At 75.1% G+C, this 12,305-nt stretch carries 13 protein-coding genes; 5 read left to right on the top strand and 8 right to left on the bottom strand.

Going from position 1 to position 12,305, the window contains the following annotated elements; translation table 11 throughout:
- Positions 1-7 precede the first annotated feature (7 nt).
- Genes ACWDXC_RS08080 through ACWDXC_RS08090 form a run of 3 tightly spaced genes read right to left on the bottom strand, consistent with a single transcriptional unit; the run spans position 8 to position 2,657 of the window.
- Positions 8-496 carry a GerMN domain-containing protein gene (locus ACWDXC_RS08080; protein ID WP_449979356.1) on the bottom strand — a complete coding sequence of 163 codons (489 nt, stop codon included), beginning with the start codon at positions 494-496 and terminating at the stop codon, positions 8-10.
- A complete protein-coding gene (locus ACWDXC_RS08085) occupies positions 493-1,986 on the bottom strand; it encodes an ATP-binding protein (protein WP_449979358.1) in 1,494 nt (497 codons plus the stop codon). The genes ACWDXC_RS08080 and ACWDXC_RS08085 overlap by 4 nt, the downstream gene beginning before the upstream one ends.
- Positions 1,983-2,657 carry a response regulator transcription factor gene (locus ACWDXC_RS08090; protein ID WP_219518256.1) on the bottom strand — a complete coding sequence of 225 codons (675 nt, stop codon included), beginning with the start codon at positions 2,655-2,657 and terminating at the stop codon, positions 1,983-1,985. The genes ACWDXC_RS08085 and ACWDXC_RS08090 overlap by 4 nt, the downstream gene beginning before the upstream one ends.
- A 212-nt stretch (positions 2,658-2,869) precedes the next feature.
- Between ACWDXC_RS08090 and vanY-N the strand changes: the two genes are divergently transcribed.
- Both vanY-N and ACWDXC_RS08100 read left to right on the top strand, forming a co-directional pair.
- On the top strand, positions 2,870-3,433 hold the full coding sequence (gene vanY-N, locus ACWDXC_RS08095) for a D,D-peptidase/D,D-carboxypeptidase VanY-N (protein WP_449979361.1): 564 nt from the start codon (positions 2,870-2,872) through the stop codon (positions 3,431-3,433).
- A gap of 117 nt (positions 3,434-3,550) precedes the next feature.
- A complete protein-coding gene (locus ACWDXC_RS08100) occupies positions 3,551-4,207 on the top strand; it encodes a hypothetical protein (protein ID WP_449979363.1) in 657 nt (218 codons plus the stop codon).
- Here ACWDXC_RS08100 and ACWDXC_RS08105 read toward each other — a convergent pair.
- A complete protein-coding gene (locus tag ACWDXC_RS08105) occupies positions 4,130-4,780 on the bottom strand; it encodes a DedA family protein (protein WP_449979365.1) in 651 nt (216 codons plus the stop codon). The two genes, ACWDXC_RS08100 and ACWDXC_RS08105, sit on opposite strands and share 78 nt — an antisense overlap.
- A 135-nt stretch (positions 4,781-4,915) precedes the next feature.
- Here ACWDXC_RS08105 and ACWDXC_RS08110 point away from each other — a divergent pair, with 135 nt between their 5' ends.
- Entirely contained in the window at positions 4,916-5,203 is a 288-nt protein-coding gene (locus ACWDXC_RS08110) for a hypothetical protein (RefSeq protein WP_449979368.1), read from the top strand.
- Between the two features lie 26 nt (positions 5,204-5,229).
- Here ACWDXC_RS08110 and ACWDXC_RS08115 read toward each other — a convergent pair whose 3' ends face one another.
- Both ACWDXC_RS08115 and ACWDXC_RS08120 read right to left on the bottom strand, forming a co-directional pair.
- A complete protein-coding gene (locus tag ACWDXC_RS08115; protein WP_449979370.1) occupies positions 5,230-6,936 on the bottom strand; it encodes a hypothetical protein in 1,707 nt (568 codons plus the stop codon).
- 72 nt (positions 6,937-7,008) lie between these two features.
- Positions 7,009-8,553, bottom strand: a complete 1,545-nt coding sequence (locus ACWDXC_RS08120) for a BTAD domain-containing putative transcriptional regulator (RefSeq protein ID WP_449979372.1) — start codon at positions 8,551-8,553, stop codon at positions 7,009-7,011.
- Positions 8,554-8,686: 133 nt separating this feature from the next.
- Here ACWDXC_RS08120 and ACWDXC_RS08125 point away from each other — a divergent pair, with 133 nt between their 5' ends.
- Complete coding sequence (locus ACWDXC_RS08125) at positions 8,687-9,565, top strand: alpha/beta fold hydrolase (protein WP_449979375.1); 879 nt, start codon at positions 8,687-8,689, stop codon at positions 9,563-9,565.
- A gap of 31 nt (positions 9,566-9,596) precedes the next feature.
- A complete protein-coding gene (locus tag ACWDXC_RS08130; protein WP_449979377.1) occupies positions 9,597-10,493 on the top strand; it encodes a DNA-3-methyladenine glycosylase family protein in 897 nt (298 codons plus the stop codon).
- Here ACWDXC_RS08130 and ACWDXC_RS08135 read toward each other — a convergent pair.
- Positions 10,463-11,152, bottom strand: a complete 690-nt coding sequence (locus tag ACWDXC_RS08135) for a DUF4276 family protein (protein WP_449979380.1) — start codon at positions 11,150-11,152, stop codon at positions 10,463-10,465. The genes ACWDXC_RS08130 and ACWDXC_RS08135 overlap by 31 nt on opposite strands.
- A 5-nt stretch (positions 11,153-11,157) precedes the next feature.
- Positions 11,158-12,261, bottom strand: coding sequence for an AAA family ATPase (locus tag ACWDXC_RS08140; protein ID WP_449979383.1), 1,104 nt, complete (start codon positions 12,259-12,261; stop codon positions 11,158-11,160).
- Between the last annotated feature and the right edge of the window lie 44 nt (positions 12,262-12,305).

The following is a 12,305-nucleotide window of genomic DNA, read 5'->3' on the forward strand; positions in this document are numbered from 1 at the left end:
CCGCGGGTCACTCCGGGCAGTCGCGGGGGCCGACGCTCTGCCCGGCGCCGATGATGGTGACCTGGGCGGGATTGTTCCGTTCCGGGGCGGTGACCGTGCACACGATCTGGTCGACCGCCAGCGGCGACAGCTCGCCGGCCGGAGCCGACAGGGTCACCACCAGGTGGCCGGCCTTCACCGGGGTGACCGAGAACGGGCCGGCCCCGGCCGGGATGTCGGTGGTGAAGCCGTTCGCCCGTTCCCCGGCGGTGGGGCCGACGGCCAGCAGCGCCAGGATGTCCGCCCGGAACCACGGGCGGCTGTCGTCGGACCGCTTCACCGGGCGGGGCCGGCCGTCCTTGACCAGGTAGAGGGTGAGCGTCGTGTGCGTGGCGACGCCACCGCTCGGCGGGGCGCCGACGGAGATGGGGTCGCTGGGCCGCACGCCGCAGCCGGCGACGGTGACGAGCGCCGCCACGCCCAGGGCGAGCCCGAGACGGCCGGGTCCGGCCCTCACGCGGGACCTCCCGATTCGGGGTGCCCGTCCGGATCGTCCAGCCGGCGCGGCAGGCGGAGCGTGAACACGGCGCCGCCGTCCGGGGCGTTGGCGACGGTGAGATCGCCCCGGTGCAGCCGCGCGTTCTCCCGCGCGATGGCCAGGCCGAGACCGCTGCCCTCGGACCTGGCCCGAGCCGCGCTGGCCTTGTAGAACCGGTCGAACACGTGCGGCAGCACCGCCTCGTCCAGCCCCGGCCCGTGGTCGCGTACCTCCAGGACGATCTCCTCCGCGCCGGCGGACAGCCGTACCGACACGGGCGGCTCACCGTGCCGCAGGGCGTTGCCGACCAGGTTGGCCAGGACGACGTCCACCCGGCGCGGGTCCAGCCGCGCGGTCACCCCGGCGGGCAGCTCGGTGCGTACGGACTCCGGCCAGCCGCGGGCGTGCAGGGTCGCGCGCACCAGCTCGGCCACGTCGACCTCGTTCAGCGCGAGCGCCGCGACGCCGGAGTCGAACCTGCTGATCTCGATGAGGTCGTTCACCAGCCCGGTCAGGCTGAGCGTCTCCTGGCTGACCAGCCGCGCGGCGCGCCCGGCGGTCTCGGGCAGCTCGGCCGCCTCCTCGTCGAGGACGTCGGCGACCGCGGCGAGCGCGGCCAGCGGGGTGCGCAGCTCGTGGGACACGTCCGCCACGAACCGGCGGGCGTCGGCCTCCATCTCGCGCAGCTGCTCGACGTGCCGCTCCAGCTCCGCGGCCGTCTCGTTGAACGTACGCGCCACGTCCGCCAGCTCGTCGGAGCCGCGGACCGCGATCCTGGTCCGCAGGTCGCCCTCGCCGAGCAGGCGGGCCGCCCGGCCCAGCTCGCGCACCGGGCGCAGCACGCCACGGGTGGCCAGCGAGGCCAGGACGACCGAGAGCACCAGCGCCGCCCCGCCGGCGAGCCACGCCCGCGCGGCGAGGCTGTCGATGCTGAGCTGTTCGGGAGCCAGGCTGCGCGCGGTGTAGACCTCGATGCCCGACACCCGCGCCGTCCGGCCCGGCTCGGCGATCAGCAGCGGCGCGCCGATGAGCAGGAGAGGGTGGCCCTCCCACACCACGCGCTGCCACGCCATCTCGCCGCGCGCCACCGTCCCCCGCAGGCCCGCCGGGATCAGGTCCAGGACCGGCGTGTCCTCGCGCCGCGGCCGGGGGCCCGGCGCCGCGAGCAGCGTCGAGTGCGCGTCGCGGTAGACGGCGACCGCGAAGCCGCCCCCGTCGGCCATGACGCGGGCGATCTCGTCGAGGTCGGCCTGGCCCGGCGTCGCGGTCCGCAACGGGAAGAGGGCCGCCAGGCGTCCCCGCGTCGCCTCCACCGCGGCATCCTGGGCCCGCTGGAGGATCGCGGTGCGGGCCTCGACGTACATCGCACCGGCTACCGCCGCCGCCGTGACCACGCACAACAGGGCGAACGCGTACAGCAGCCGGGTCCGCAGCCCCAGACTCGGCCGGGACTCCACCAACCGGCTCACACCGGCCCGAACCGGTACCCGAAGCCACGCACCGTCTGCACGTAGACCGGCGCCGCCGAGTCGTCCTCGATCTTCGCGCGCAACCGCTGCACGCACGCGTCCACCAGCCGCGAATCGCCGAAGTAGCCGTGCTCCCACACCGACTCCAGCAACTGCTGGCGGCTGTGCACCCGGCCAGGCGTGCCCGAGAGCTCCAGCAGCAGGCGCAGCTCGGTCGGCGCGAGGCTGACCGGCTCGCCGCGCCTGGTGACCACCAGCCCGGCCCGGTCGATGACCAGGTCCCCGTGCCGCTCCAGCTCCGCCTGGTCCCGGCCGATCCGCCGCAGCACCGCGCGCATGCGGGCCTCCAGCACCCTCGGCTGCACCGGCTTGACCACGTAGTCGTCGGCGCCCGCCTCCAGCCCCGCCACCACGTCCATGTCGTCACCGCGCGCCGTCAGCATGATGATCGGCGTCTCACCGGCCACCCGGATACGGCGGCACACCTCGAAGCCATCCATGCCGGGCAGCATCAGGTCGAGCACGACCACGTCCGGGACGTCCGTACGCAGCCGCTCCAGCCCCTGCTCCCCGGACTCCACCGCGCGCACCCGGTGGCCGTGCCGGGTCAGGGCCAGCTCCAGCCCCTCCCGCACAGCCGGGTCATCCTCGATCAACAACACTCGCGACACGCTGCCGAGCATCTCAGCACGCTCCGTAACTCACCCGCCGGCCGACCCCGTCCACTGTCGACCGGCCGTGTCCGCGCCCCGTGCGCGCCGTGTCATCGTTGTGTCACGATCCCGCCTAGGCCCGCCCCCGGCCGCCGCGGGCGCGCCGCCGTCGACGAACCATGACATACGGCTGACGACGCGCGCACATCCCCCGCCAATCGTAGTTCGTCATGAGCGAACCACACATCCTCCCGCCCCGGCCCCGCGACCGGCTGTACGCCGTGGTCACGCTGGTGCTCGCCGCGCTCCTGCTGCCCGTGGCCCTCGCCCGCCACCCCGGCCGCGCCCGCGAGCTCGCCTGCGGCTGGGCGCTGCGGCTGCGCTTCCCCGCCGAGGACCTCACCGGCCTCACCGACGGCGCCAAGGCCGCCTTCACCGCGGCGCGCACCGACGCCCTCTGGCGCCACGGCCAGCTCATCGGCCTCACCTCCGGCTACCGCGACCCCGCCGCCCAGCAACGGCTGTTCGACGACGAGGTACGCCGCTCCGGCTCCCCGGCCTCCGCCCGGATGCTCGTCCTGCCGCCGGCCGAATCACGCCACGTCAAGGGCACCGCCCTGGACGTACGCCCCTACGAGGGCGCCCGCTGGCTGGAGGACCACGGCCCCCGCTACGCCCTCTACCGCATGTACGACAACGAGTGGTGGCACTTCGAACACCACCCGGCCGGCCCCCCACCCCGCCGCCCCCACCCCGACTGGCACCCCCTCCCCGCACCCGAGAACCACACCTAGCCAAGGCACGTCACCGGCGTCGTGATCACGCAGGCGCACCTCGGCCGGCCCGTGCTGGGGGCGGTCGTGCGCGGGTGATCGTGCAATAGCGTGGGCAGGGAGCAGGAGGGACGTGGCATGGGGGCTGCCCGGAGGGTGGACGTGGCGGGGTTGCCCGAGGAGGTCGTGGCGCTCATCGACGGGCTCGAACCCGGTGAGGAGCTGGTCGTGACGCGGGACGGTGGGTCGATCGCGACGATCTCCAGCACTGTGGACGTGGTCCAGGGGGCCGTCGTCGGGCGCGGGACTCCGAACGAGGGGCAGGGGCCGGTGAGCTACGAGGGCGTGACCGTGGTGGCGACCGCGATGGAGTTGTCCACCGCGGCCAGGGTGGCGCTGGCCGCGCAGCTCGGGGCCGACTACGTGGTGCTCGACATGCACGCGGCTCCCGTGACGGCCGACGTGCTGCTGGTGCCGGCGGGCAGTCCGCAGCTGATCGGGGCGTTGCGGTCGGCGTTCCCGAAGGCGCGCGTCGTCGTCACCGAGATCGAGGACGACGAGCTCGGGGTGCGGTACGACGGCCCGGTCCGCCGGTTGCTCGACGCCGGGGCCGACGCGTACCTGCCTCCCGCCTCCGTGCCGAACCTGGCCAGGCAGCTCGACCACGCGCTGAACCACGGGCGGGAGCTCGCGGGCGGGACCGCCGCGCCCCTGCAGCTAACGGCGGCGGCGGATGCGCCGGACCAGGCTCACCGCGACGACGAGGGCGACCAGCACGCCGAGCAGGATCCATGACGCCCGCCCGAGCAGCCGTTCCAGGTGGGCGGCGGAGGCGCCCGCGAACGCGCCCAGGCTGACGTACACCGCCGACCACAGCAGCGATCCGGCGAGCGAGGCGGGCAGGAAGCGCCCGTAACGCACCTGGGCGGCGCCCGCGGCGGCCGGGGTGAGCGTGCGCACCACGGGGATCAGCCGGGTGACGAACACCGCCGCCGCGCCGTACCTGAGCAGCGCCGTCGTGGCGCGGTCCCAGTGCCGTACGCCGAGCCGCCGCACCACCCGCAGCTCCCGCATCCGCACGCCGTAGCGGCGGCCGAGCAGGTAGCCGACGTGGTCACCCGCGGTCACGCCGAGGGCGACGACGAGGAGCATCACGACGTACCGCACGGGCGTGCCGGCTGCGGCCCCCAGCAGGAGCACGCCCGTCTCCCCTGGCACGATCGACCCGAGGCCCAGGCCGGACTCGGCGAACGCCATGGCCCCGGCCACGACCCCCACCACCGGGAACGGCAGATCGCTGATCGCCTGGACGACATCCGTGATCAGATCCACCGTGCGCCGCCCCCGTACATGTTCGTGAACCACCATGATCCCGGCTTCCCGGGACTGATGGCGCCAATCGCCGCCCGGGACGGCCTCGTCACCTCACAGTCAGTAGTTGAGTCATCGCTGTGCGTGAACAATGGCGTGGTCCCACCCCGTTCGAGAACAGGAATCCAGACCATGCGACGCATCACCACAGCCCTCGCCGCCCTGGCCGCCGCCGGAGCGGTCCTGGCCCCGCTCACGCCCGCCCACGCCGCCGATGGCGTGCTCATCATCAACGACCAGCCGTACTTCAACCCCAGCGGCTGCTACTCGAGCGACCGGTGGCCGCTGTCCGTCGCCAACCACACCGACGGGCTCGCGTACGTCTTCAGCTCGCCCGACTGCACCGGCGAGCTGCTCGAACTGGTCGAGCCGGGCGCCTCGACCGTCTCGGAGTTCGGCGCGAGCGTGTACATCGACTGACCGGGCCCAGGGCGCGGGCCCGTCGGTCAGCGACCGGTGACGAGCTCGTCCAGGTAGCCCGCCACCGGGCCGAGGGTGAGCACGCCGCTGCCCGCCCCGGCCAGCTCTCCGGCGGCGGGCGCGAGCTCGTGGCGCAGGCGGGCCATGACGGCGCGGTCGCCGAGCGCGACGGCGGCGCGGGCCGCCAGGCACAGGCGGGCCTCGCGCATCAGGTCGTGGGGCGATTCGGGCAGGCCGCGCAGCGCCGCCGCGGCCTCCTCGCGCCGCCCGGCGTCCAGCAGGACCAGCGGGCGGACCCACGGCTCGTACGGGCCGTAGTCGCGGCCACGCCAGCTCCCCGCGTCCGCGTCCCGGCCGGTCGTCAGGCGCAGCGACAGCAGGGCGAGCGGCAGCAGCCCCTCCTCCATGCCGGGCATGCCGCTCCCGGCCAGCCGGGCCTGCGCGTCCCGGTAGGCGGCCGCGGCCTCCTCCGGCCGTCCCGCCACCGCGTGCCGCAGCCCCGCGTACCAGGCGGTGAACACCCCCACCAGCGGCAGCTCGTACCGGCTCGCGAGCGCGTCGGCGGCCTCGGCGTGCGCGTCTGCGGCGGCCAGGTCGCCCAGCGCGGCGCGCGCCTGGAGCTGGACGAGCCGCCCCAGCACCTCGAACGTCACCAGCTCGCCCCCGGCTGCCAGCTCGACCAGCTCGGCCCCGATCCGCGCCCGCTCGCCCGCCAGCCCGGCACGTCCGAACGCGTGCATGAACCGGGCGTTGAGCGCGAGCGCCAGCGACGCCCGGTCCCCGGACGCGCGGGCGATCGCCTCCGCCTCGCGGGCCGCCCGCCGGCCGCGATCCGACGTCGTGCCGCGCAGCTCCAGCGCCAGCGCGCTCCACAGCCGGCCCACCACGTCCCGGGGAGCGGACGGGTCGCCGGAGAGCGCGGCCAGCGTGCGCTCGGCGGCGGCGGCGATCCGGGCGGACAGGCGCTCGTCGTCGTTGCGCGTCCAGACGGCCGGCACGCCGAAGGCCGTGATCACGGCCGCCGTCAGGTCGGCGTCGCCGAGGCTCTCCGCCGTGTCCACCGCCTCCGCCCGCAGCCGCCGCGCCTCCTCCATCCGCCCCGTCACGGCCAGCGCCCGCCCCAGCCCGAGATCCGCCTCCAGCCGATCCCGTACGGCGTCGCCGCCCGTGTGTGTGATCACCTGGCGCCACAGCCGGGCGGCCTCGTGCGGATCGGAACGGCGTTCGGCCAGCTCGGCAGCCGCGCGGGCATAACGGGCGGCCCTGGGCGAGACAGCGCCGCCCGCGGCCAGGGTGAAATGGTGGGCGAGCGCCGCCACGTCGTCCGGATGCAGCCGCTCCACCGCCTCCCCGACCGCCGCGTGCCACCGGGCCCGGCGCACCGCCGACAGATCCCCGTACAGCGTGTCGCGCACCAGGATGTGCGTGAACCGCAGCCCGCCCCGCTCGGTCAGGAACCCCGCCCGCAGCGCCCGCTCCACCGCGTCCAGCATCGGCCCCTCGCCCGCCAGCTCGGCCAGCACCTCCGGGTCCACGTCCCGCCCCGCGACCGCCGCCTGCATCAGCACGGTCCGCGTCTCCTCGGGCAGTTGCGCCAGGCGGTGCCGGATCACGTCCCGCACCCCCGCCGGAACCGCCTCCAGCCCCGCCTCGCCCTCGGCCGCGAACAGCCGGGCCAGCTCCCGTACGAAGAACGGGTTGCCGCCGCTGCGCCGATGGATCAGCCGCACCACCGGCCCGGCCGGCTCCCGCCCGGTGACCGCCCCGGCCAGCTCGCCCGTCGCCGCCTCGGTCAGCCCGCCCAGCTAGACCCGTACCGGTTCGGTGCGCGCCAGCCTGGCCAGCGCCGAGGTCAGCTCCGGGCCGACCTCCGTGGTCCGGAACGTGCCCACGACCAGCACCGGGCCCACCTCCGGCGCGGTGGCGACGGCGGTCAGCAGGTCGAGCGTGTCGGCGTCGGCCCGGTGCAGGTCGTCCAGCACCACCAGCACCGGCCGCCCGGCCGCCGCCCCCGCGACCCGCGCCACGACCGCCCGATGCCGCCGGAACCTCACCACCGCCGGATCCGCGCCCCGCCCCCCGCCGTCCGGCCCGGGCCCGTCCGACCCGGGCCCGTCCGATCCGGGCCCGTCCGACCCGGGCCCGTCCGACCCGGGCCCGTCCGACCCGTGCGGTCCGGGCCCGGCCGGCTCGGGGGGCGGGGGCAGCGCGCCGGTGACCTGGGTCCACGGCGCGGCGACGGGCGCGCCCTCGTACTCGGGGCTGCGGCCCCACGCCGTCACCCAGCCGCGCGCCGCCAGCCGCGCCGCGACGGCCTCGGCCAGCGCCGTCTTGCCCGCCCCGGCCTCCCCGGACACCAGGACGACCCTCGGCCCGCCCCGCCCGGCCACCTGCCCGGCCGCCTCCTCCAGCCGCGCCAGGTCCCCCTCCCGCCCCACGAACACCCGGCCGCCTGCCGCCGGCTCGGGAGCCCGTACGGGGGCCGGGTCGTCCTGGGTGAGGTGGGGCGCCTGGGTGAGGATGTCGGACTCCAGGCGGCGCAGCCGGGGCCCCGGGTCCACGCCCAGCTCGGTCACCAGCGTCTCGCGGACCCGGCGCAGCGCGGCCAGCGCGTCGGCCTGCCGCCCCGACCGGTAGAGCGCCGTGGCGAGCAGGTGCCAGGCGTCCTCGCGCAACGGCCGGTCACCGGCGTGCGCCTCCAGGTCGGAGACCGCCTCGGCGGAACGCCCCAGCGCCAGCAGCGCCTGCGCCCGCCGCTCCACGGCCAGTGCCAGCAGCTCGTCCAGCCGGTGGATCTCCGAACGGGCCCACTCCTCCCCGGCGTTCTCGGCGTACGCGGGCCCGCGCCACAGCGCCAGCGCCCCGTCCAGGCAGCCCAGCGCCCGCTCGGCCCGCTCCCGGCCGTGCACCGGACCCGTGGGCACCGGACCCCCAGGCACCGGACCCCCAGGCGCCGGGCCCCCGGGCGGCGTGGCCGGCCGCCCGTCGGCCAGCAGTCGCCCCGCCTCGCCGACGGCCGCCTCGAAGCGCCAGGCGTCCACCGCGTCGGCCGCCACCCGCAGCGCGTAGCCCGGCGCCGCCGTCACCAGCAGCCGCGCGGGCTCACGCGGCGGCCGGTCGGGCTCCAGCGCCCGCCGCAGATCGGACACGAACGTCCGCAGCGCCGAAACCGCCCCCTCGCCCGGCTCCTCCCACAGGTCCTCGACGAGCCGGTCGACCGGCACCACCCGCCCACGGGCGACCAGGAGCCGCGCCAGCACCGCCCGGTGCCGGGGTCCCCTGAGCGAGATCGGCCCGTGCTCGCCCACCGCCTCCAACGGCCCGAGCACGCCGAACGCCACCGTGGTCACGCCCCCAATCTACGCAGCTCCGGCCCCCTGACCCGACCCGCTGACCGGACCGCTGATCCAACACTGACCGGCTGCTGACCCCCGCCGGGCACGCTGGACCGCGTACCACTGGAAGCACCACCGAAAGGCCCTCATGAACCCCCGGATCAGCGGATTCGACCACCACCGCGTCACCGTCGCCGACGGCGTGACGCTGAACGCCGCCGTCGGCGGCTCCGGCAGCCCGATCGTGCTGCTGCACGGCTTCCCGCAGACGCACCTCATGTGGCGGCACGTCGCCGCCGACCTGGCCGCCGACCACACCGTCATCTGCCCCGACCTGCGCGGCTACGGCGCCAGCGACAAGCCCGGCGACCCGGACGGCACCGCGTACGCCAAGCGCACCATGGCCGCCGACATCGTCACGCTCGCCCGCGAGCTGGGCCACGACCGGTTCGCGCTGGCGGGGCACGACCGGGGCGCCCTCGTCGCCGTACGCGCCGGGCTCGACCACCCGGACGCCGTCACCCACCTGGCGTCCCTCGACGTCCTGCCCACGCTCGACATGTGGGACGTCATGCGCGGCGCCGGCGCGGCCGTCGGCTGGCACCTCTACCTGATGGCCCAGCCGCCCGGCCTGCCCGAACAGCTCATCTCCGCCGGCGCGGACGCCTTCTTCGGCCACTTCCTCGACGTCTGGACCACCGACCCGGAGGCGATCCCTGCGGACGTACGGGCCGCGTACCTGAAGGCGTCGCGCGAGGCCGTGCCGTCGATCGTCGCCGACTACCGCGCGACGGCCGGCATCGACCTGGACCACGACCGGGCCGACCGCGCGGCCGGCAACCAGCTGCGCATGCCCGTCACCGTGCTCCAGCAGGACTGGGGCGCCGCCCTCGGCTACGACGCGGAGGCGCTGTGGCGGGCCTGGGCGCCCGACCTGGTCCACCGCACCGTCACCTGCGGCCACTTCATAGCCGAGGAGGCCCCCGCCGTGGTCGTCAAGGAGCTGCGCGCGCTCCTGGCCAGGTAGAAGTGTCCGCCGGGCCGCCTACCATACGGCCATGACCACGCACGGATTCACGCTGACCGCCGAGGGCCCGTTCGACTTCGGCGCGTCGCTGCGGTTCGTCGAGGACTGGCCGGCCACCGCCGCGCTGCCCTCCGACGGGCGGGCGCTGCGCTTCGCCTACTGCGCGGAGTCGGACTGGCGGCCGATCGGCGTGACCGTGACCGCCGCGCCCGGCGGGGTCGCCGTCGCCACCACACGACCGGCGGGGCCGGCGATCCGGGGCGAGGTGGCGCGGATCCTGTCGCTCGACGTCGACGTCGACGGCACCGGCTTCGCCGAGCTCGGCGCGAGCGACCCGATCCTCGGCGACCTGCAACGGCGCAGCCCCGGCCTGCGCCCGGTGTGCTTCTGGAGCCCCTGGGAGGCGGCCTGCTGGGCGGTGATCGTCCAGCGTTCGTCCATGCTCATCACCTCGCGCATCAAGCAGCGCATCGCCGAGCGCCACGGCGCCCGCGTCACCGTCGACGGCACCGCCTACGCGGCCTTCCCGCCGCCGGTCTCGCTGCTCGACGCGGGCGGGCTGGGCCTGCCCGCGCAGAAGGAGGAGTGGCTGCGCGGCCTGGCCCGCGCCGCGCTCGACGGCGTGCTCACCACCGAGCACCTGCGCGCTCTCGACCCGCGCGACGCCCTGGCCGAGCTGCGCGCCCTCCCCGGCGTGGGCCCGTTCTCGGCCGGCCTCATCCTCATCCGCGGCGCGGGCGCCCCCGACGCCTTCCCGGGCGACGAGCCGCGCCTGTTCGCCATCCTCCGGGAGGCGTACGGGCTGCCCGAGGACGCCCCGGCCGCCGCCTACCGCAAGGTCGCCGACGCCTGGCGCCCGTACCGATCCTGGGCGTCCTTCCTGTTCCGCGCCTCCACCTACGGCACCCCGGCCGACCGGCCTTCCTGACCGAGCGAGGCTTTCACGGCGGCGAACCAGGCGTCAGCATGCGGGCACCCCTTCCTGACGGCGTCGATCCCGATCTCGGCGATGACGAGCGGGCCGTCGGAGGTTTTGCGATAGCGCGGGTAGAGGTTCAGCAGGCGTTTGGACGGCGCCGTGTCGGCCCCGTCGTTGACGAGTTCGGCGCCGTGGGCGCCCAGCACGATCGCCTCCGCGGCGCGGGCGAGCGCGGCGTCTCCGGTGAGCTCGCCCAGGGCGTCATGGCCGACGAGCACCCAGGCTTCGATCTCGTGCAGGACCAGGTGCGGCAGGAATCTCGCATCGCCGACGGCTTCGGTCATGGCGCGTTCGACATGGGTGACCCGGTCGTGTGGCGAACCTGGCGGGCGGGTCGCCATGCCAGGCACGTCGCCGGGCAGCCCGTAGTAGTCGAGCAGGGTCGTGAGCACGGTGATGGAGGAGTCGCGCAGGAGCAGGCGGATCTCGGTGGCGAGCTTGCCCCAGGTGGACAGGCCCCCTTTGTGGCTCATGCCGCCGGCAGGGCGTTTGGTGGTGAAGATGGACCGGGTCACGTAGACGTCGGCGCTGCGCAGATAGGGGTCGATGACCTCACGTACGACGGTCTCTTCGGTCTGTCCCTCACACAGGACGTGCAGGCGGCGCATCCCGGTCACCGGGGCTCGGCCTGGGGCCTGGCTCCGAGCAGGTTCTTCTCCCAGAGTTCGCCCAGCGAGTAGTCCGTGAGCCAGGCCCGCAACCGTTCGGGGTCGGGGCGGTCGAAGACGGAGGCTCCGCCGGCACGTTCGACGACGATGAGATCGTCGAGGCCGAACTGGTTCATCAGCGTGACCGACTGGGTGGCGATGAGGACCTGGCTGTCGTGGCTGGCCGCGCGCAGCATGTCGGCCAGCTGCACGATGGCGTAGGGGTGCAGGCCGAGCTCCGGCTCGTCGAGGACGACGAGGTTGGGCAGGTCAGGCAGGCTGAGCAAGGTCGTCAGGCAGATGAAGCGGAGCGTTCCGTCGGACAGGGCGTCGGCGGGGAACACCACGTCGGACCCCTCCTGCCGCCAGCGCAGTCGCAGCCGCCCGTTCTCCTCGGCGAGGACGAAGTCACGGAAGAAGGGGGCGACCTGCCTGACACTGAGCACGATGCGCCGGTAGGTCGCGCCGTCGGTCTGCTGCAGACGGAGAAGGACGGCGGCCAGGTTGCCGGCGTCAGGGTGGAGCGCGATGTTGTCGGATGCGTAGCCGGTCTGCTTCACCGGGGCGTTAGGGCCGGTGTCGTGAAAGTGGAACACCCGGCAGCCGAGCAGCGTGTCGACCACGTGCCCGGCGACGGAGTCCCAGCCGTACCGGCCGATCTCCTCCAGCAGCAGGGTTTCGCGATGCCCTCGCCCGAGAGAGGAGTCGACCGGTTCCGTCCGGCCCTCGCCATGAAATCGGATGCGTTCGTCACTGAAGATCAGTTCGTCGCGGGCGGCGGGGATGAGCGTCGCCTCGTACGCGCTGGGCGAGAAGTCCAGGCGGAGAGAGATCCGCGCATCGCCCTTGGAGCCGCCGTGGAGCAGCGCGGAGGCCCCGCCGGCGCGGCCCACGAACAGGTTGAGCTCGGCGTCGACGATGCGCCCCAGCAGGGCCAGCGCGGAGATGAAGTTGCTCTTGCCGGCGCCGTTGGCGCCGATCAGCACATTGAGATCGCGCAGCTCGACGCGGGCCGAGCGGATCGAGGTGTATCCCTCGACCGTGATCGATCGGAGCCCGCGGCGCGTCATGTGACCAGCTTAGGACGGCTCGGCCCCGCGTGATCTGCGATCGG

The organism is Nonomuraea sp. NPDC003214 (assembly GCF_053590035.1).